The 20,575-nt window shown below is 44.6% G+C and carries 14 protein-coding genes, 1 tRNA gene, 2 pseudogenes and 1 CRISPR repeat array; of the genes and pseudogenes, 2 read left to right on the top strand and 15 right to left on the bottom strand.

What is annotated here, in order from left to right:
- Positions 1-186 precede the first annotated feature (186 nt).
- The 10 genes and pseudogenes from radA to cas9 (DXA93_RS18945) all read right to left on the bottom strand — a co-directional run bounded on the left by radA (position 187) and on the right by cas9 (DXA93_RS18945) (position 12,790).
- Positions 187-1,565 (bottom strand): annotated as a pseudogene (gene radA / locus DXA93_RS11515) (DNA repair protein RadA).
- Between the two features lie 73 nt (positions 1,566-1,638).
- The gene (locus DXA93_RS11510; protein ID WP_055221437.1) at positions 1,639-2,052 is read right to left on the bottom strand and encodes a hypothetical protein; all 414 of its coding nucleotides are present in this window, start codon (positions 2,050-2,052) and stop codon (positions 1,639-1,641) included.
- 103 nt (positions 2,053-2,155) lie between these two features.
- Positions 2,156-4,630 (bottom strand): ATP-dependent Clp protease ATP-binding subunit, encoded by a 2,475-nt coding sequence (locus tag DXA93_RS11505; RefSeq protein ID WP_117510239.1) that lies wholly within the window; start codon positions 4,628-4,630, stop codon positions 2,156-2,158.
- Positions 4,631-4,646: 16 nt separating this feature from the next.
- Complete coding sequence (locus DXA93_RS11500; RefSeq protein ID WP_117510240.1) at positions 4,647-5,033, bottom strand: GntR family transcriptional regulator; 387 nt, start codon at positions 5,031-5,033, stop codon at positions 4,647-4,649.
- A gap of 79 nt (positions 5,034-5,112) precedes the next feature.
- Positions 5,113-5,877, bottom strand: coding sequence for a type III pantothenate kinase (locus tag DXA93_RS11495; RefSeq protein ID WP_117510241.1), 765 nt, complete (start codon positions 5,875-5,877; stop codon positions 5,113-5,115).
- A 225-nt stretch (positions 5,878-6,102) separates the two neighbouring features.
- Positions 6,103-6,930: direct repeats of the CRISPR family, unit length 36 nt; unit sequence GTTTGAGTACCATACATTTTTACATCATTCTCAAAC.
- Between the two features lie 63 nt (positions 6,931-6,993).
- Positions 6,994-7,668 (bottom strand): type II-A CRISPR-associated protein Csn2, encoded by a 675-nt coding sequence (csn2, locus tag DXA93_RS11490; RefSeq protein WP_117762144.1) that lies wholly within the window; start codon positions 7,666-7,668, stop codon positions 6,994-6,996.
- On the bottom strand, positions 7,665-7,970 hold the full coding sequence (cas2, locus tag DXA93_RS11485) for a CRISPR-associated endonuclease Cas2 (RefSeq protein ID WP_117762145.1): 306 nt from the start codon (positions 7,968-7,970) through the stop codon (positions 7,665-7,667). The genes csn2 and cas2 overlap by 4 nt, the downstream gene beginning before the upstream one ends.
- A gap of 11 nt (positions 7,971-7,981) precedes the next feature.
- A complete protein-coding gene (gene cas1, locus DXA93_RS11480) occupies positions 7,982-8,833 on the bottom strand; it encodes a type II CRISPR-associated endonuclease Cas1 (protein ID WP_243038344.1) in 852 nt (283 codons plus the stop codon).
- Between the two features lie 11 nt (positions 8,834-8,844).
- Entirely contained in the window at positions 8,845-10,965 is a 2,121-nt protein-coding gene (gene cas9 / locus DXA93_RS18950) for a type II CRISPR RNA-guided endonuclease Cas9 (protein WP_256372648.1), read from the bottom strand.
- A gap of 38 nt (positions 10,966-11,003) precedes the next feature.
- A pseudogene (gene cas9, locus DXA93_RS18945) lies at positions 11,004-12,790 on the bottom strand (type II CRISPR RNA-guided endonuclease Cas9).
- A gap of 444 nt (positions 12,791-13,234) precedes the next feature.
- Here cas9 (DXA93_RS18945) and DXA93_RS11470 point away from each other — a divergent pair.
- Positions 13,235-13,317, top strand: a tRNA-Leu gene (locus DXA93_RS11470).
- A 156-nt stretch (positions 13,318-13,473) separates the two neighbouring features.
- On the opposite strand, the gene DXA93_RS11465 is transcribed toward DXA93_RS11470, so the two are convergent.
- From DXA93_RS11465 to DXA93_RS11455, 3 genes are read right to left on the bottom strand one after another with little or no spacing between them, the layout of a single operon-like run.
- Positions 13,474-14,751 carry a diaminopimelate decarboxylase gene (locus DXA93_RS11465; protein WP_055221426.1) on the bottom strand — a complete coding sequence of 426 codons (1,278 nt, stop codon included), beginning with the start codon at positions 14,749-14,751 and terminating at the stop codon, positions 13,474-13,476.
- 23 nt (positions 14,752-14,774) lie between these two features.
- Positions 14,775-16,211, bottom strand: a complete 1,437-nt coding sequence (gene pyk, locus DXA93_RS11460; protein WP_022463218.1) for a pyruvate kinase — start codon at positions 16,209-16,211, stop codon at positions 14,775-14,777.
- A 15-nt stretch (positions 16,212-16,226) separates the two neighbouring features.
- Positions 16,227-17,090: a hypothetical protein gene (locus tag DXA93_RS11455; RefSeq protein WP_055228519.1), complete on the bottom strand. Its 864-nt coding sequence runs from the start codon at positions 17,088-17,090 to the stop codon at positions 16,227-16,229.
- Positions 17,091-17,308: 218 nt separating this feature from the next.
- Here DXA93_RS11455 and aroC point away from each other — a divergent pair, with 218 nt between their 5' ends.
- Positions 17,309-18,415, top strand: coding sequence for a chorismate synthase (aroC, locus tag DXA93_RS11450; RefSeq protein ID WP_055228518.1), 1,107 nt, complete (start codon positions 17,309-17,311; stop codon positions 18,413-18,415).
- 84 nt (positions 18,416-18,499) lie between these two features.
- Here the strand turns inward: aroC and DXA93_RS11445 are convergent, their stop codons facing one another.
- Together DXA93_RS11445 and DXA93_RS11440 are read right to left on the bottom strand one after the other, a co-directional pair.
- Positions 18,500-19,501, bottom strand: coding sequence for a lactonase family protein (locus DXA93_RS11445; RefSeq protein WP_334294858.1), 1,002 nt, complete (start codon positions 19,499-19,501; stop codon positions 18,500-18,502).
- A 279-nt stretch (positions 19,502-19,780) separates the two neighbouring features.
- The gene (locus tag DXA93_RS11440) at positions 19,781-20,308 is read right to left on the bottom strand and encodes an RNA polymerase sigma factor (RefSeq protein WP_158565082.1); all 528 of its coding nucleotides are present in this window, start codon (positions 20,306-20,308) and stop codon (positions 19,781-19,783) included.
- Positions 20,309-20,575: the final 267 nt, after the last annotated feature.

Genomic DNA, 20,575 nt, shown 5'->3' with positions numbered 1-20,575 from the left:
CATTCGCATCAGCTCTCACTGACAGCTTAGTTATAATAACACCGCCCAAAGCAAAAGTCAACACCTTTTTTCGAATTTTCTTATTTTTAGAAAAATATAGTTAATTCTGCATATTTTATATTTTATCTGAATTTTTTAAAAAAGACCGTACGCATCACACGCCGGTCCTTTTTCCACAACTTCCTTCTAATTTTTCCCCACGCGCAGAATCGCATCCTGAATATTTTCCACCGGAATCAGTGCGATTCCACCGATTTTCTCCACGGACTTCATGCAGACAGCAGGTAAAATCACCCGCTCGAAGCCCAGTTTTTTTGCTTCCAGTACACGCTGTTCCGCCATGCTGACGGCGCGGACCTCACCGCTTAAGCCGACCTCGCCAAATACGACCGTTTTCTCATCGATCACCTGATCTTTGTAGCTCGATACGACGGCAAGTGCGATGCCAAGATCGATCGCCGCTCATTCATCTTGATTCCGCCTGCGATGTTGACGTAGGCATCGCTTGTCGAAAGATTGACTCTTGCGCGTTTTTCCAGCACTGCCATCAGCAGGTTCACACGGTTGAAATCGCATCCTGCTGCGGTGCGGCGCGGGATTCCGAAATTACTGTGGCAGACCAGTGCCTGAATCTCGATCAGGATCGGGCGCGTTCCCTCCATGGAGCATGCGACAACCGAACCGGAAGCTCCCTCCGGCCGTCCGTTCAGCATGTATTCCGATGGATTTTTCACTTCCACGAGTCCCTCTGTCTGCATTTCGAAGACGCCGATCTCATTTGTAGAACCAAAACGGTTTTTGACGCCGCGCAGAATCCGGTAGGACGCATGACGGTCGCCCTCGAAGTACAGCACGGTATCTACCATGTGTTCCAGCACACGTGGGCCGGCCACATTACCGTCTTTTGTCACATGACCGACGATAAAGATCGAAATTCCCATTCCCTTTGCAATCTGCATCAGCACATTCGTCGATTCCCGGACCTGGGATACACTGCCCGGCGCGGAGCTGACCTCTTCGTTATACATGGTCTGGATCGAGTCGATGACGGCAATCTCCGGCTTCTCTTTTTCCATGACGGCGCGGATAATGTCAAGATTCGTCTCACAGAGCAAGGACAGATTTTCATTAAATTCTCCGATCCGCACGGCGCGCAGTTTGATCTGGCGCAGGGACTCCTCGCCGGAAATGTATAAAACCTGATGTCCTGCTGTGGACAGCATGCGGCACACCTGCAGAAGGAGTGTGGATTTTCCAATTCCCGGATCGCCGCCGACCAGTGTCAGGGAACCCGGCACAATTCCTCCGCCGAGCACCCGGTCGAGTTCTCCGATTCCCGTCGGGATACGCTCTTCTTTTCCTGTTGAAATTTCCGTCAGATGCACCGGCTTTCTGCCCGCTGCGCTGTGGCTTCCGAGCCCCTGGTTTCCCGCCGGTGTTTTGGCCGCCATCGGTTCCTCCACAAACGTATTCCATTCTCTGCACGCCGGACACTGACCCATCCATTTTGCTGACTCATATCCGCAGTTCTGGCAGAAAAAGGCTGTTTTTTTTGCTTTTGCCATAGTTGTGTCTCCCTTATAATTGTCAAAAAAAGCTGCCGCACACGTTCTGCGACAGCCTTCTTTTCTTATTTCATCATGCTTTTACGATTTCTACTGCTACATCCTCTGCTTTTTCCAGCTCTACGCTGAAGGAAAGTTTTCCGCCGAGATTTGTGGTCATGTGGCCAACGTTTACGCCGTCGAGCAGCACCTTGTATTCGGTCTCTGCTTCCATTTCAACGGTGATCTGTGCATCCTCCGGTCCTTCTACTTTGAAGGTCATGCCGTCGTCGAATACGTTCAGATCGGTAACTGCGGTTCCCGGAACGGATTCGTATACGAACAGTCCGTTTCTCTCCAGCTTTGTGATTTCCTTAAAGGTTTTTACTTTATACAGATCTCCTCTGTGCTCAAAATCAGATTTTTTTGCCTTTGCCGCAAGCTCATAATCTCCGAAGCTGATGCCTCCGTCTGCCTCTGTGCGGATTAATTCTTTTACTACTGACATTTGTAAATGCCCTCCTGGTCTTGTCTTTTGTGGTGTTTCGTTTCTTTGTGAAAATCATACCATAATCAAAAAGATTTTACCATATAATTTATGGAATTTTATATTATTTTTTCTCAAGAACCTTAAATGTAATCTCTTTCTTATTCATTCCAGCCGCAACGGTATCGCCTTTTTTCACTTCTCCGTTCAGGATGGCTTCTGCGAGCGGATCCTCAATTTTGCTCTGGATCGCGCGTTTTAACGGGCGGGCACCGTACTTGCTGTCGAAGCTGTTTTCCACGAGATATTCTTTCACGGTGTCACGGACTTTCAATTCAATGTCCATCTGCTCCTTGCAGCGGCGCTCCAGATCTTTGAGCAGAATCTGCAGAATCTTCTTCATATCCGCCTTGGTAAGCTGATGGAATACAATAATCTCGTCGATTCGGTTCAGGAATTCCGGCTTAAACATCCGTTTGACTTCTTCCATCACCTGGCCCTTCATGTATTCGTAGTCTTTCCGCTCATCTTCTGTCGAAAGGAATCCAAGGCGTTTCGGCGCTACAATGTTCTGTGCTCCGGCATTGGATGTCATGATAATGCAGGTCTGTTTGAAATCAACTTTTCTGCCCTGCGCGTCGGTGATATGGCCATCATCAAGCACCTGCAGCAGAATGTTGAAGACATCCGGGTGCGCTTTTTCGATCTCGTCAAACAGGATCACACTGTACGGGTTGCGGCGCACTTTTTCGGAGAGCTGGCCGCCTTCCTCGTAGCCGACGTATCCCGGAGGGGATCCGATCAGTTTGGAGACGCTGTGTTTCTCCATGTACTCCGACATGTCGACGCGGATCAGGGCCTGCTCTGTACCGAAAACTGCCTCGGCGAGTGCTTTGGAAAGTTCTGTTTTTCCGACACCGGTCGGTCCAAGAAACAGGAAGGATCCTGTCGGACGGTTCGGGTCTTTTAATCCGACTCTGCCTCGTTTTACGGCTTTTGCCACAGCTGTCACGGCTTCTTCCTGGCCGACAACGCGTTTATGGAGTGTCTGCTCCAGTCTTGCCAGACGTTTCGATTCTCCTTCCGCGAGACGCTGTACCGGAATTTTCGTCCAGGTGGATACGGTTTTTGCGATTTCTTCTTCTGTTACCTGCAGTTTTTTGTTTTTGCAACGGCGTTCAAAGCGTTTTCGGATCTGCTCCAGATCTTTTTCGAGCTCCTGCTGGCGCGCCTGCAGTTCTTTTGCCTGCTCAAAATCGCCGGCACTGATCGCGGATTCTTTTTCTTTCTGTACTTCGAACAGTGTCTGCTCCTCTTTTGCCATGTTGTCCGGCACCTGGTAGCCGGCGAGCTGTACGCCTGCGGATGCCTCATCGATCAGATCGATGGCTTTATCCGGCAGGAAACGGTCGTTGATGTAGCGGACGCTCATTTTTACGGCTGCTTCCAGTGCTTCATCGGTGATTTCCACGCCGTGGTGGCGTTCGTAGTATGGGCGCAGACCTTTTAAGATATCAAGTGCTTCGCTTTCCGTCGGTTCTTCTACTTTGACCGGCTGGAAACGGCGCTCCAATGCGGCATCTTTTTCGATGTATTTACGGTATTCTTCGAGCGTGGTTGCACCGATGAGCTGAATTTCTCCGCGGGAAAGGGACGGTTTTAAGATATTGGATGCATCGAGTGCTCCCTCTGCACCGCCGGCCCCGATGATGGTGTGAAGTTCATCGATGAACAGCAGAATATTTTCATTGTCCGTCACTTCTTTGACGACACGTTTGATACGCTCTTCGAACTCACCGCGGTATTTGCTTCCGGCTACCATTCCGGAAAGGTCAAGGACAACAACTCGCTTATCGCGGATCGTTTCCGGCACAATGCCAAGGGCAATCCGCTGCGCCAGACCTTCCGCAATCGCCGTTTTTCCGACACCCGGCTCTCCGATCAGACACGGGTTGTTTTTTGTCCGGCGACTTAAGATCTGAATGACACGCTCAATTTCCTGCCCACGGCCGACAACCGGATCGAGTTTTCCTTCGCGCGCAAGCTCAGTCAGATCCCGGCTGTACTGGTCCAGTGCCGGCGTTTCGCTGGTCTGCGCTCCACCTCTTGTCTGCGGTCCGCGGCCGGTATTTGCATTTCCGCTTGCACCGCCCTGCAGCGGTGCCTCGCCCATGGCAGTAAGGATTGCTCCATATAGTTTCTGAATGTTGATCCCCATGGTAAAAAGCAAACGGGTAGCAACACAGTCACTTTCTTTTAAGATTGCGATCAGCAAATGCTCGGTTCCCACAGCTCTGCTCTTAAAACGCGCTGCCTCCGCTTCTGCATTTTCAAGCACTCTGCGTACCCGCGGAGTATAGCCCGGTCGGGATTCGGTCACGGTGTTTCCGCCTGGTGCAATCAGACGGTCAATCAGTTCGGTAAGCTGTCCGGCATCTACGTGAAACTCAGAAAGCACCATGCCTGCTGTGCCATCCTCCACGTTCAGAAGTCCGATCAGAAGGTGTTCGGTTCCTACGTAATTATGTCCACATTTTTCAGCTGTCCTAACCGCATATGCCAGTGCTTTTTTTGCCTGACTGGTATATCCTTCTCTCATAATACTATTGTCTCCTTCATGTTTCGTCTGCGTAATTGCTGTAAATTTCATCTACAAGCTGATGTACTTCTTCTTTTGATATATTTTTGCAGACGGCTTTTGCAAGAATCACCTGCAGATCTTCGCGCAGTTCCTGCATGGCATACAGTTTATCCGCATCGATAGAGATAACGGCTCCTTTTCTTCGGTCAATCGAAAGAAGCCCCTCCTGCCGGAGTACGCTGTAGGCCTTATTTACGGTATGCATGTTGATTCCGATATTGTCTGCGAGCTGTCTTACCGAAGGTAGAGTATCTCCTTCCTGAATTCTGGAAGTGGCAATACCCAGAATAATCTGATTTCTCAGCTGGATATAGATCGCTTCATCGCTGTTGAAATCGATCTGTATTGTCTCATAATACATAGTTACACCCTGCTTTCTCGTATCGTTTTGTTATACATATGTTATAACAATTCGCAAACTTTGTCAACAAACGGTTTCCCTACCTGTTTTTCTCGTAGATGATCTGAAGACCTTTCAGGAGCAGATTCTCATCGATGATGATGTCATGTCTGCAGTGCGGAATCACAGCTTTCGCCAGACCTCCGGTAGCCACAATCGTGCATTTGCAGCCAAGTTCTTCTTCCATCCGTTCGATCATGCCGTCGATGCTGGCAGCGTTTCCATAAATCATACCGCCTTTCATACAGTCCAGCGTATTTTTGCCAATGACTTTTTTCGGTGCTGTCAGACTGGTCTGGCTAAGCTGCGCGGCATTTGATACGAGAGCATCCAGCGAAGTACGAAGTCCCGGAAGAATCACGCCTCCGATGAAGCTTCCTTTCTGATCAAGTACACTCATCGTCGTGGCAGTTCCCATATCGATAACAATCTGCGGACATGTGTATTCATTCAGCGCTGCTACTGCTACAACAACAAGATCGCTTCCTGCCGTTGCGGGGTCGTCCAGTTTGATATTAAGTCCGGTCTTCACACCGGGGCCGACAACTTTGACCGGCTTTTTAATCACTTTTTCTGCCGCACTCCGGCAGAGCTCTGTCACCTGCGGAACAACGGAAGAGATGATACCTCCTTCGATCTGCTCCACCGGAATCTCATACAGTTCCAGTACATTTTTCAGGCTGACTGCGTATTCCAGCTCTGTTTTTGCCTTGTCCGTGGAGAGTCTTTCGATAAAGTATGTTTTTTTCCCTTCCACACACCCAAGGACGATGTTCGTGTTGCCGATGTCTATTGCAAGGATCATGATTCAGGTTCCTCCTGTAAAAACTATGAAATGAAATTCTTGTGGTTTTATTATACATGGTGCGGCGCTTTGAGACAAGGAAAAAGACAGCAAGAAAAAGACAATTAAGTCGATTTCATACTGTCTTCTGAATATTTCATTTTGAATTATCTATTCTTGTTGTTCACAAAAATAAATTTTACATCATTCTCAAACGTACGATTTAGCAGAATTTGCCCTGAAAATGTTTGAGTACTATACATTTTTACATCATTCTCAAACCATTACTTACAGATTTAGGGGAGGTGGAAAGTTTGAGTACCATACATTTTTACATCATTCTCAAACAGGCGGTGATGGATAGTGAGCAGCGAGCGGTTTGAGTACCATACATTTTTACATCATTCTCAAACTAGAAGCTGTCATTTACGCGCTCAAATCGTGTTTGAGTACCATACATTTTTACATCATTCTCAAACGTCTTTTACGCCGTCATATGACGTTTTCAGGTTTGAGTACCATACATTTTTACATCATTCTCAAACTTAAAACCATCATTCGCACCATATACAGTAGTTTGAGTACCATACATTTTTACATCATTCTCAAACTGGTTTTCGACTTTCACGTTTGTTCCTGATGTTTGAGTACCATACATTTTTACATCATTCTCAAACATCGTCGATGAAGGCTTTTCTGGACAGGGTGTTTGAGTACCATACATTTTTACATCATTCTCAAACTTCATGCCTGCAGAATAGAAATCGTCCTCAGTTTGAGTACCATACATTTTTACATCATTCTCAAACTTTCCTGCAAGTGGAATAATATTAGAACCTGTTTGAGTACCATACATTTTTACATCATTCTCAAACCATGGAGGTATTAGGTATGGCAATCTATCAGTTTGAGTACCATACATTTTTACATCATTCTCAAACCACCGATGGGAAGAATTCACAGGAAAGAAGGTTTGAGTACCATACATTTTTACATCATTCTCAAACTGCCGTGGCGATCAGTCCATTGTCTGCCATAGTTTGAGTACCATACATTTTTACATCATTCTCAAACCTCAAATTTAAAAATGAACTGCTTTCATCTGCACAAAACAGGTACTCAAACATCCGATGGATATTAATAGACATCACATCCATCTTTGTCAATTATATAATATTCTCTCTGATTCGAAAAGTCCCTTTGTATATTTTCTATGAAAAGCAAGGATATTTCATAGTAGCATGCCATTTGGGAGAGTTTGTTTATTTGTGTTTCGTTCAGATAGGATCGAATATTGACCAAAATCACCAGTTCTTTTTGGAGAAGTTCGGCCATAACTTTGATATATTGCGTTAATTTTTCCAGAAGCCCCATCTCTTTTTCGGTTTCTGTCTGAACTCCCATCAATTTTAGGAGTGCGCTCAAATCGATTTCCTCATTTTGTTCCAATTCGTACCCACTGACAGCTTCCAATTGATAGATGTATTTCTTCAGTTCCGCAATAATTCTCTGCGTTTCCAGAAACATTTCTTCATTTTGCGCACTTTTGACCAGCTCTGTAAATAACCGTTTTTGTATTCTGTGATCCGCAAAATCAAGAGAAAAGGGCGTTAATACCAATTCCACATCTCTTTTCATATTCAGCTCTGTGTCAGCTTTAGAAAGTACGAAATTTCCCTTCTCTCCCTGATTTTGTTTTTGCAGCTGCTCCACATATTTTAAAAACAGCTCCGGTGATTCTATAATCCATTCCGTGGGACAGTTCCGATGAATCGCAATAGGTTTTTCCAAGTCCACATGTACCAGTTTCATAAAATCACCAGCCTTTCATCCGTATTCAACACTTCACTCTTTACGTTCCCAACAATCAGATCCATTTTCGCATACTGCTTCTCAGTCACCGTTAAAAGCTGTATCAGACCTTCTTCCGGCTTATTTTTATGAATCTGATCCACGATTCCATTCACTACAGTTGTATTTAACGCAAGCTTACAGTATACGGATTCCTGGAGCATCAGGAATCCGCTTTTCAATAAAAACTTTCGAAATCTCGCATATTCTCTTCTCTGATCGCCCGTCAGCACCGGAAGATCAAACAGTACCAATACTCTCATAAAACGATAACTCATAGGCCATAAAACCGGATCAATGCACTGTCATTCTCATTTAAGGCATCAAATACACTTTTACAGTAAATTTTTATGGCATTATTCACATACTGTGTTTTCCCGTCTATCATGACTTCGTTGTTTAATACATTGACCAACTGTATTTTTTCCTCATGCGTAAATTCTTTCCTCTGCATTTGGATTACTTCCCGGTCAATCAGAACACGGAACGGTTCCATCAAATCGGACGCCAGATTAAACTGATTAAACATATTATCATGAAAGAGTCCGAGCTGTGTAATATAACCGCTCGCTACAATTTCTCTCGCAAACGCAGACAACAAAATGCTATATCCGTAATTCAGCGCTGCATTTTCCGGACAATCCGCAGTTCTGGTAAATGTCATACCGAACAATGCATTAAAATATACCTTTGCCGCATGCCCTTCCCGGTTTGTCTCATCGTTCCAGCCAATCTCCTGTAAATATGATTCTAACAGACCCGCTTCTTCCTTTCCCATATTTTTTAACAGTTCCTTCTGTTTTCGTATTTTTTCCGTCACAATTTCTGTCCAGATCGCTTCTTTACTGTGCCGGCTCCACTGAATCTGCTTTCTGATTTTATTGCTGGTATCATGACTTCCGTAATACCCAACCAGTTCCGACGATGGATTTCTCTTTTCATCGCAAAAAATCACTTTTATTTTCTTTTTTGTCAGCTCTGCCAGCAGACTTGTTGTGACTGTTGCTGCTGTTGACTCAATCAGAATGGTTGATATTTCACTTAAATGTATTTTTGTTACTTCCTCATTTCGCACCACAAGGTAACCAAGCTGATAGTCCAGCTTTGCCCGTTTGGAAATAACCACAATCCGCCAGCTCATAATGCATTCAGGTCTACTGTCTGCTCGTAGATACCGGTTGGCGATTGATGAATCATTTCGATTCGACTGCAATCGGTTATATTTTTGTTGAGACACAAAATTCCTGCTCTTCCAGATCCTCCAATTAATTTCAAATCAGCGGCAGCACTCTGGCACTGGAAAAAATGTAAAACTTCATACAAAACGATACACTTTTCTTCTATGCATAATTCTTTAAATTTTTCTCTTTTTTCCGTTAATGTCTTTGCCTGTGCTCCAAGTTTTTTTGCATATACCGTATTTGTTAATTTATTTAAAAAGGTTTCATACAGCATCACCACCTTCTTTTCTTCTAAATGGTCGGAATCGTAAATTTTCAGTTCTTTATTCTGTTTTTTACGTTCCACGTACTGTACTATTTTTTTCAGTATTTCTGTTTCTTCCTGGGAAAGTACCAGCTGATTTGCACCTTGCATCAATAGCTGATCCCCTGATCTTCCGGAAACCCACATATAAAATCCGTCCACACAAAACAGAGTATCTATTTTGATTTCCGGCACCAGCACTCGCGGATTCTTTAACTGTCTTTCCTCTTCCAGATACCGAATTATATTTTCTTCTGACTTCTGAATTTCCTTTTTCAGACGAATCGGCACATACTCGATTGTTCGTATTTTCTTTCCCTTTTTGCCCTCCGATTCTGCCAGTACAAAGTAAGCTCCCGCCTCTTTGTTATATCCTCCATACTTCTGTATATCACAAAGCCGTTCATCACTGCTCTTGATCGGAACCTGACCTTTTCCTTTTTTGACAATCTGCTGGTCAAACAATGCACCTGTTGCCTCATACGATCTTCGCGTCACAAGAATGTTGTTCTTTTCCATAAACTTTCGGACTGTCACAATGGTTCCGTTCCCGCCTTCCCAGGCAATTTCTCCGTTTCGTTCAATTCTTTCCTGTTCAAACATCTTCTTCAGGTTATAACTTCTTCCCGGATTTTCCTTAATGAAGTGAATCGGATTTGATGTGAATTTTACAAAATATGCGTTGCCAACGACAATATTCAAATAAGCATCCTTCGCATGATGATAATCATTCATCTCCCGTACCTTCAGAAATTTAAAATCCTTACGGAACTTTGAAACGGTTGGCGCTTTTACATAAACAATCTGTGTATCCGGGATCACCTGCTGCAGAATACTTGCTGCCGCTTTTGTACTCTGACGAGTTTCCACCAGCTGCCTGGAAATAAATCCAGCCAATTCAGACGGTTCAAATCCATTTCCTCTTATCAGCCGTTTATATTTTTCTTCACTGATCAATCCGGCATCCACTAAAGATTTCCAGAATGGCTGCATTTTTTTCCGAACTGTTTCATCGATCGGATATTTATCCTCTTTCATCTGATTACACTTTTTCTTTACAAGTACCCGGTTATCCAGGCTATCATCCATCACTTTGGACTGTGGAAAAATATGATCAATGTCATACTTCTGATTATCCCACAATTCCTCCAGTTCAATTGTTTCACCGGAATACATGCATTTTCCTTTTTGCGTATAATACAAATACAGCTTGTCTCTTCTCATTTCCGCATCGGAACGCTTTTCAATCTCATCTATCCAGTCTTTTTCTTCCGCTTTACATTTTTTATAAAGTTCCAGCAGTTTCTTTTTTCTTGAAGAGGTTCTTCCCTGATCGGTTTTTTCTCTTGCCATTTCTATAAAAACACGTTTCGGTGGGTTTCCCATCACTTTACAGATTTCCTTTACAATCAAAAGGCTCTGCCAAATCTGCCGCTTCACTGCCGGTGATACGTAAAGCTCCTCGACTAATTCATACGAAATATCCCGTTTTTTCTGTTCGTTTCCATTCTTTTCTTCGATTGCCGATGCAAACAAATATTTTTCGCTAAGCAGTTGCATCAGATTGTCATTCGTCTCCCACAAAGCCCGAATAATAGACCATGCCTCTCCCGTTTCCGGTGCCGGTGCTTCCATCTCTTCCAAAAACACTTTTGAGAGTCTTCCCCAACCACGATACGGCAGTTTACTTATGCTGTCTCTTTGTTTTTCTGTCAACTCCGGAAACAGTTTCTTTAATCTCTGTTTCAGTATCGCTTTATCATCTCCAAACAGCGTTACGTTCAGGATGATGCATTCTTTTTCCGCCTGGTTCAGTGCAGATTTGTTAATTTCTCTTTAAAGTCATGGTATGCCGTAAGAGAACTCTTGAAATCACCATCAATTCCGGTAATTTCAACTTCTTTTCCGGTAATTCCTTCTTTCACTAAATAGTTTTTCAGTTTTTTCTGTGTAACCTTTCTGCTTTTCTGGAATACTTCTTCATATATTTTCTGTTTCTGCTCTACAGATATCTTTTCTCCATCCAAACGCAGATTATTTAATTCATTTAAAACTTCGTATTTGCTGTACAGCAGAGAATACTTTGGTAAAACATCTTCACTTGGCAGATAAGTACATTTATTCGTCATTCTTCGAATAAACTGCTCTGCACTTGCTTCCAAATCTACCATCTCATCGAAGTTCCATGGATATATTTTGCCTTCTTTTCGTACCGCCCAGTTACTCTTCTCCCCTTTTTTTCGAATTCCGTTTAAGGGTCCTACGTAGTACGGAATGCGGAATGTGAAAATCTTTTGAATCTTCTCTCCATTCTCTTTCAGTAGCGGAACTTTATCTTCCAGATTTTTCAGGATTGCATTTAATTCATATAAATGAATCTGATATGGAATGACACTGTTGTCTTTTACAGTCTGTTTCGGAAGAAACGTTCCCATTTCCATTTCCTTCTGCATGCAGGATGCTTTCGTCACATCTGATATCTTGCCCAGAATATTCTTTTTCAGATAACCGTAAAAGTCTTCCTGACTACATTGTTTTGGTGCCTTGATATACGCATAATAATTAGCTTTTTCATCCTTTTTTGCAAACAGTCTCTGATATTCTTCCCTTGAAAGATTCTCTCTGACCAGCTTTTTCAGATCTTTCAGATCTTTTTTATGCTTTTCATAAAGTGCCACTTTTGCCTCTGAAAGAGAAGAATAGTTCTGCAAAATATCAGCCAGAACAGCCCAATCGTACACTGCTTTTGCGTGTTCAATTAATACATATTTTTCTCCCAGCTCTGCTCGATCTCTCCAGCGTATTCTTCATAACCTGCATCTGCGAAGCAAAGTTTTGGCCGTTCCAGTGTATCCATCTGTTTTTCCCCAAACAGATTTCCCAGTTTTGCTGTTCCACCGGTAATCAATCCCAGCCACTCTTTTTCACAGGATGTTTCTGCCCGCATTGCTTTTACTGCTTTTGTCTTTTTCGCAGATTTGGTCAATGTTCGGTCTTTTAAAATTGCCTCTATTTCCTTGCTTCTTTCCACTCCAATCTCGGAAGAAAAGCCAAGTTCTTCTGCCCGCACTGCTTCAAGGAACTGTTCAAATGTTGTCTGAAATTCTCTTACCTGTTCGATATTTCCGTTTAATAGAAAATGGCCTCTGTGTTTCATCATATGATGCAGAGCAAGATATATCAGGCGAATATCAGGCGTTTCGTCAGTTTCCATTAACCATTTTCTCAGATGATAGATGGTTGGAAACTGTTTATGATATTCTTTGTCTGTGTAATCATCATCCGCAAACAATGCATAGGGAAGTTCCGGACACTTTCCCTGCCTGTCACGCTTATCCTCTGGCCAGTAACGACTCTCTTTCATTCTGCGAAAAAATCCATCATCTATCTTTTCTACTTCTTCCGCAAAAATTTTCTGCAGCAATTCTATTCTCCAATTACGACGATCCAATCTTCGTTTTGCTGTCCGAAACCCTCTTCTCTCTTCTGCAGTCTGTGCACTGTCAAATAGCCGTACACCCCAAAGTGTTTTTCCATGTGCGCGCAAAATTTCGTACTTCTCATTTGTCACAGCCCATCCAACCGAACTGCTTCCCATATCAAGTCCGAGATAATATTCCCCTTTCATCTGTTCTTTCCTCCATTTTCTACATTTTATCTAATTTTACCATATATTTTGATTTTTTACATCTTTTCTTTCCTATTTTCAACAATTCTACTTCCTGGTTCTTGCTGTTCTCACAGTACTGAATCATAACCATGTTTCATTTCTAATTTTAGACAACAAAAAAAACTGCTGTCTATGAAGACAACAGTTTTCGTTCCACACACTGTGGACCATCTAACGATGGCGTTTTCGATAAATCGTTATTTGAACTTATGATGTAAAATTTAGTATGGTACTAAACTATCTACACTATACTTCTATTTTTTCCTTTCGTCAATCTTTTTTAGAAAGTTTTTATGATAATTATTCCATTTTTTTCTCTTGCGTCCTTCTTGTTTTTATGGTAAAATATATCTTGTTCTGATTACGAACACTGCCGCTGTGGCGGAATTGGTAGACGCACTTGACTCAAAATCAAGCGGTGAATAACCGTGCCGGTTCGAGTCCGGCCAGCGGCATAGCTAAAAAAGATCTGCAAAAACGAACGTTGATGCAGATCTTTTTTATTGTCTTCCCTTCAAAAAAACAGCTTTTGAAAGAAAGAAAACCCCTTTCGAAGAACCGGCCATCTGCCGCATGGTTCTTTTTGAAAGGGGTTTTACTGTTGTTATTTCTTATTTATTTCCAAACATCTTCTCATACTCCGGTGTTCCATCCAGTGTAGCGAAGTAGTCCTTCGGGGTTTCTGCGCGGCGGATGACTTCAAAGCTGCCGTCCTCTTTTAACAGAACCTCTGCAGATTTTAATTTTCCGTTGTAGTTGTATCCCATGGAAAATCCATGTGCGCCGGTGTCGTGGATGAAGAGGAGGTCTCCGACTTCCACTTCCGGAAGCATGCGGTCGATCGCGAATTTATCGTTGTTCTCGCACAGAGAGCCTGTTACGTCATATTTGTGGTCGCACGGCTGATCTTCTTTTCCCATCACCGTGATGTGATGGTAAGCGCCGTACATAGCCGGTCTCATCAGGTTGACCGCGCAGGCATCACAGCCGATGTACTCTTTGTAGATGTGTTTCTGATGGATGGCGCGGGTAACGAGTCCGCCGTACGGTCCCATCATGAAACGGCCCATTTCCGTGTAAATTGCAACATCGCCCATGCCGGCCGGAACGAGAACTTCATCGTACACTTTATGTACACCCTCGCCAATCACGCGGATGTCATTGCCTTCCTGATCCGGTTTGTACGGAATTCCGACGCCGCCGGAAAGATTGATGAATTTAATCTTCACGCCCGTCTCTTTCTGCAGCTTTACAGCCAGCTCAAACAGTGTTTTTGCCAGAACTGGGTAGTAATCATTGGTTACGGTATTACTTGCAAGGAAGGAATGGATGCCGAACTCTTCTGCCCCTTTTGCCTTCAGAATGCGGAATGCCTCAAAAATCTGCTCGGTTGTCATACCGTATTTGGCATCTCCCGGATTGTCCATAATATCGGTGCTGATTTTAAACAGTCCGCCCGGGTTATAACGGCAACAGATTTTCTTCGGAATGTAGCCTAATGTTTTCTCAAGAAAATCAATATGCGTAATATCATCAAGGTTAATGATCGCACCAAGCTCTGCAGCCAGTTGATACTCTGCAGCCGGTGTTACGTTGGATGAAAACATGATTTTATCTTTCTCAAATCCCATCGCATCGGAAAGCATCAGCTCCGTGTAAGAAGAGCAGTCGCATCCGCAGTCATATTCACCCAGCATTTTGATCAGTGTCGGGTTTGGGTTCGCTTTTACAGCAAAATACTCACGAAATCCCGGATTCCAGGAAAAAGCTTCCTTTACCGCTTTCGCATTCTCACGAATTCCTTTTTCATCGTAAATGTGAAACGGAGTTGGTACTGCTGCTGCGATTTCTTCCAGTTTTTCTTTTGTTACAAAAGGCTTCTTCGTCATTCTCTTTTGTCTCCTTCTTCTGCTTATTTTGCCTGAATAATGTGAAGCATGTTTGTCATATATCCTTCACCCGTCACCTCGTTAGTAGCAGGGTCTCCGGCCGTAAAAATAACCATATCGCCACGTTCTACAAGCTCCTCACGGCGCACCATATACATAGCATGGGAAATGATGTTCTCCGTAGAATCTTCCTCGTATCCGGTCACCGGACGAACGCCCCAGTAGAGCTGCATTTTTCTTCTTGCCCATTCATATGGGGTAACGCCGTAAATCGGTACGCTCGGACGAAGGTTGGAAATCAGTCTTGCAGTCTGACCGGACATCGTCGGAGTCACAATGCAGGCTGCTTTGATGTGTTCTACCATAGAAACGGCTGCACTTCCGACTGCTGCGGAAACATTTAGCTTTCCTTCCAGCGCTTTTCCATCGCGGTAGTCTTCGAATTTCAGATAACGCTCCGTCTGCTCGGCAATCTCTCCCATCATGGTAACTGCCTCGATCGGATATTTTCCGGCTGCTGTTTCGCCGGAGAGCATGATCGCATCCGTTCCATCATAAATTGCATTCGCAACATCGGCTACCTCTGCACGGGTCGGACGCGGGTTCCGGATCATGGAATCCAGCATCTGGGTTGCTGTGATAACCGGTTTGTATTTATGATTGCATTTTTCAATGATGATTTTCTGTACATGCGGTACTTGGCACGCCGGAATCTCTACACCAAGATCTCCCCTTGCAACCATCACACCATCTGCCGCATCGATGATGCTGTCGATGTTCTGCACACCCTCCGCATTTTCGATCTTGGCAATGATATCAATATGCTCTCCTCCGTTTGCCACAAGGAACTCACGGATTTCGTTAATTGCCTCTGCATTCCGGATAAAGGAAGCTGCAACAAAATCAATATCCTGTTCAATACCAAAAAGAAGATCTCCTTTGTCTTTCTCCGTCAGGTTCGGAAGATTGATCGAAACGTTCGGTACATTCACGCCCTTTTTTTCTCCGAGCTCGCCGCCGTTTACTACGGTACAGACAATTTCCGGTGCATTTACTTTTTCTACGCGCAGACCGATCAGACCATCATCGATCAAAATCGTATCTCCCTCTTTGATATCTTCCGTAAGGCCGGTGTAGCTGACAGAACAGTGATTTTCATCTCCGGTCTCCTGAACGGTTGTCAGGGTAAAGGTCTGTCCGGTTACCAGATTTACTTTTTTGCCATCTTTCAAAACGCCGGTACGGATTTCCGGTCCTTTAGTGTCCAGAAGGATTGCCACAGGAGTTTTCAGCTCTTTTCGAAGCTCTTTCAACATATCCATACGCATTTTCTGCTCATCGTGGTCTCCATGAGAAAAATTAAAACGAGCAACATCCATTCCGGTTTCAATCAGTTTTTTCATCAGGTCACGGGAGTTGGTATTTGGTCCCATGGTGCAGACAATTTTCGTTCTTCTCATACTTTCTCTCCTTCTTTATTTTACATGTTCATGCGTAAACAGGTGATCCTGACAGTATTCATAATTTCCGTTGCATCTGGAGCAGAAACGGAACTCCAGATTCGGATCATCTTTTTCGGTCCGACCGCAGATCGCACATTTGTGTTTTGTGATCCCGTTCGGATTGCGGTATTCGGCTTCGCCTCTTGAAACGGCCTTTTTGAATTCCTTCCGGCGTCTGTTCTGCTGGAAAGAGCCGCGTTTTCCTTTTCTTGTCATCAGGAAGAACACAAGGACGTTTGCAAGGGAACAAAGAATAACAACACATCCTGCCCAGTTTCCGCTCATGATGCTGGTAATCATGCTGTAGGCGAGAAGCGCTACGTCAAGGTATGCCAGCCATTTGATTTTGATCGGAATAATGAAATACAGCAGTACCTGCATATCCGGGAAGCTGATCGCAAAGCCGAGGAAAATCGAGAGGCTGATGTAGTAAGTGCTGAATGCCGTTCCCATCAGCGACGGATATCCGTTGACTGCATATAAGATTCCATACAGCAGGAAGGAACCGATAATGGTCATCAGAATGCCGGAAAAGATGTAAACATTATACTTGAAATCTCCCCAGGCTCTCTCAAGGCTTGTTCCGATTGAGTAATAGAAAAACAGCATGATGATCGTAAAGATATCAAGGCTGCTCGGCGGAATCAGAATCCAGCTCACCAGACGCCAGATCTGTCCGTGCAGAATATAATATGGTTCCAGTGTCAGATACTGTCTCATAATGGGGGCCGCAAGCGCAATGATATAGCCCGCAATGTACGTTACGATAATGTACATCGTCAGATGGCTTAACGCGTATCTCCCATATTTTCGCTCCATTTTGTCTAAAAAATTCATGCACACTCTTCCTTTTTGTTTGTTTTATTTTACCGGCTTTCACTGCCCGAAAATACATTCTCATTATACGTGCTGCCTTTTCGTTTGTCAAACGGTATAACGGTGAATTTCGTCTCTGAAAAAGAGCTTTACGAATGTTTTACTTTCCGGTATAATTTATTAGAAATCTTTTCCAGTTATTTTATAAATATACGAAAAAATTCAGGAGGACTTTATATATGGCAGGATCATCATTTGGTACCATCTTCAGACTGACCACCTGGGGAGAGTCTCATGGAAAAGGCGTGGGCGTTGTTGTGGACGGAGTGCCGGCCGGCCTTTCGCTTTCCGAGGAGGATATTCAGGTTTACCTCGACCGCAGGAAGCCGGGACAGAACCGCTTTACCACAAAACGGAAAGAATCCGATACCGTTCAGATTTTATCCGGCACTTTCGAAGGAAAAACGACCGGTACCCCGATTTCCATGGTGGTATGGAATGAGGATCAGCATTCCAAAGATTACAGCGACATTGCTTCCTATTACAGACCGGGCCACGCCGACTATACGTTTGATGCAAAATACGGTTTCCGCGACTACCGCGGCGGCGGACGCTCCTCAGGACGCGAGACGATCGCACGCGTGGCTGCAGGTGCCATTGCCTTAAAAATGCTCTCTGAGCTTGGCATCACCGTTTCCGCCTACACCCGCTCCATCGGTGACGTGGAAATCCAGTCTTTTGATGCCGTTGAAATCGCGAATAACGCCCTGAATATGCCGGATGCAGAGGCTGCCGAAAAGGCTTCCGAGCTTTTAACAAAAGCCATGGCGGAAAAAAATTCCGTCGGCGGTGTGGTCGAATGTGTCGTTCACCATATGCCGGCCGGTGTCGGCGATCCGGTGTTTGAAAAGCTCGATGCCAACCTTGCAAAAGCACTCGTCTCCATCGGCGCCGTAAAAGGCGTGGAAATCGGAGACGGTTTCTCGGTCTGCACAGCTACCGGGCTTACCAATAACGATGCCTTCCATGTAAATGCGGACGGCTCCATTGTCAAGCTGACCAACCACGCCGGCGGTATTTTAGGCGGTATCAGCGATGGAAGCGATATCGTTGTCCGGGCTGGTTTCAAACCGACCCCGTCCGTTGCTGCTTCCCAGCAGACCATCAACAAAGATGGTGAAAACATTGCCATCGAAATCAAAGGCCGCCACGACCCGATCGTCGTTGCACGCGCCGTTGTTGTCGTGGAATGCATGACCGCTCTTGTCCTGGCGGACGCACTGCTCGTCGGCATGAGCGCCAAACTGGACAATGTAAAGAAAGTCTGGGCTCCGGACGAGAAATAAAGGCCGGACTGCTTCTTTCTGGCTTCAACACAAAAAATGCCTGCGGGATACAGTTCTTCCTGCAGGCATTTTTGCGTTATTTTTTTAGTGAACGCCTTTTTTCGTAATCAGAATACAGTTCGGCGTCTCCACTTTCATCGGGCGGCCTTTCTGAACCAGCACGTTTTTCTCATAATCAACGGTAAATGTTGTGATCGTGTTGGACTCATGGTTTGCCACTGCGATATGTTTTCCGTCCGGGAACATTGCAATATCCTTTGGATATTCGCCGCTGATCGGAAGTGCAAACTTCTTCTCCAGGCAGCCGGTCTCCGGGTCGATATGGAACATTGCTACGGTATTGTCTCCGGCTGTAGAAGTAAACAGGTAGTGGTGATCCGGGGAAAGGCACATGCCGGATGCAGCGTCGTGCGCCTGGTCCACGTTCGCGGATGTGGTGCTGATCGACTGCAGTTTTTCAAATTCCGGTCCGTTTCCCGTATCACGGTAGCTGAATACATCGACTTTGTTCATCAGCTCGTAAATGACATACGCGTATTTTCCGGATTCACTGAAAACGATCTCTCTCGGGCCGGATTCACGCTCACAGCGCAGGATATCCACCAGTTTCAGGCGGTCACGCTGTGTGTTCAGCTTGTACATTTTGATCTGGTCAATGCCGTTGTCGACTGCGCAGACATATTTGTTGTCCGGTGTAGGAACGACACAGCTGACATGCGGGCGGAAGTTACGCTCTGCCACACTGCCAAGGCCCTTGTGGAACACGCCGTCCATCAGACTTCCGAGGCGGCCGTCCTTATGGGTATGTACAACGGTTACTTTTCCGTCATGATAGCCTGCCACGAACAGGTATCTTCCGGTTTTGTCCACCGACAAATAGCAGCCGCGCATGCCGTCGATGTCTACTTTGTTGATCGGGGTCAGGTCTCCGTCATCCTCCACTGCAAACACTGCAACGCCTTCATCTGCAATCGAATACAGGTATTTGCCGTTTAAGGAACGGGCAATGTGGGAAGAGTTGTTGACCGGTATGACTTTTCGCTCTGTCAGAGTGCCTTCTTCTACATTTACATCATATAAATGAATACCAATGCTGCTTCCATGGGTATAAGTGCCTACATAGCTACGTACTCATCCTTCATGTTGTTTTCATCCTTTCTGCCTTCTCGCACATCGTGTGAATTTTCTAAAAATATTTTAACACAATTTCCGCGCCACGACAACGAGGAAAACGGATTTTTGATATGTAAACGGTAACACTTTATTTTTAGACACAGGATATTCTCCTGCAGAGAATTTTTTAGATATTTCTATTGTTTTTAGATTGTAAGAGTTGAGGTTTCCGCTGCATACCATTTCCATTTTCTACGCTCTCGTCAGACTGATTTCCTGACTCATCATTCCCTGCAGTTTCTTGATTGCGCGGCTGTACTGGCACTGCAGCGCCTGTTCGCTTTTCTTGCAGAATCCGCTGAGCTCTTTGTAGCTGAATCCATATGCTCTCCCCCAGAAAATGCGCTGATCCATCGGATTCAGGTTCTGGATGCAGTTCTGCATCACCATTCGTTCCTCAATCTCGGCTGTCGCGGCCGCCTCCCCTTCATTTCTGTTCTCTTTCTGATACTGTGTATAGGAAACTTCATTCTGATAATAATGTTTTCTGCGCTGATTCTTGATCTTGTTTTTTGCCACACAGAACAGCCATTTCGTCATCTCTTCTCCTTCGAGATCGGCAACGGTTTCAAATTTTACCACCAATACCTCCCATACATCGTTCAGCACATCCTTCGCCGTCTCCCGGTCATTGTTCAACTGACCGCAGATATAACGGAACAGCACATGACTGTTTTCCTCGAATATGATCTGAAAAAATCGTTCCTCCTCTTGTCTCATACACTTCTTTCTCCCTCCTGTTATTTCGCTGTCCTTCTCTTCCGGGCCCGTCATATATGTAATGTGTTGAGACTATCGAAATCTTTCGTTTTTTCAGAATATTTCTACTATTTGACCTTATTACTTTTGTTAATAAAGCAAAATATTGCGTTATAACTGCACCGCGGCGCATAATCAAATTTTTTCTTTCGAAATCAGAAATTACTGTTTCTGACAAAAAAATTCCCGCAGAAAGGAGCTTTCTTCCTCTCTGCGGGAATCTTCTAT

The organism is Blautia sp. OF09-25XD, assembly GCF_003482095.1.
Classification (GTDB): Bacteria; Bacillota; Clostridia; order Lachnospirales; family Lachnospiraceae; genus Fusicatenibacter; species Fusicatenibacter saccharivorans.
Note: the sequence above shows the minus strand (reverse complement) of the source record. Positions and strands in the feature narration are given on the sequence as shown.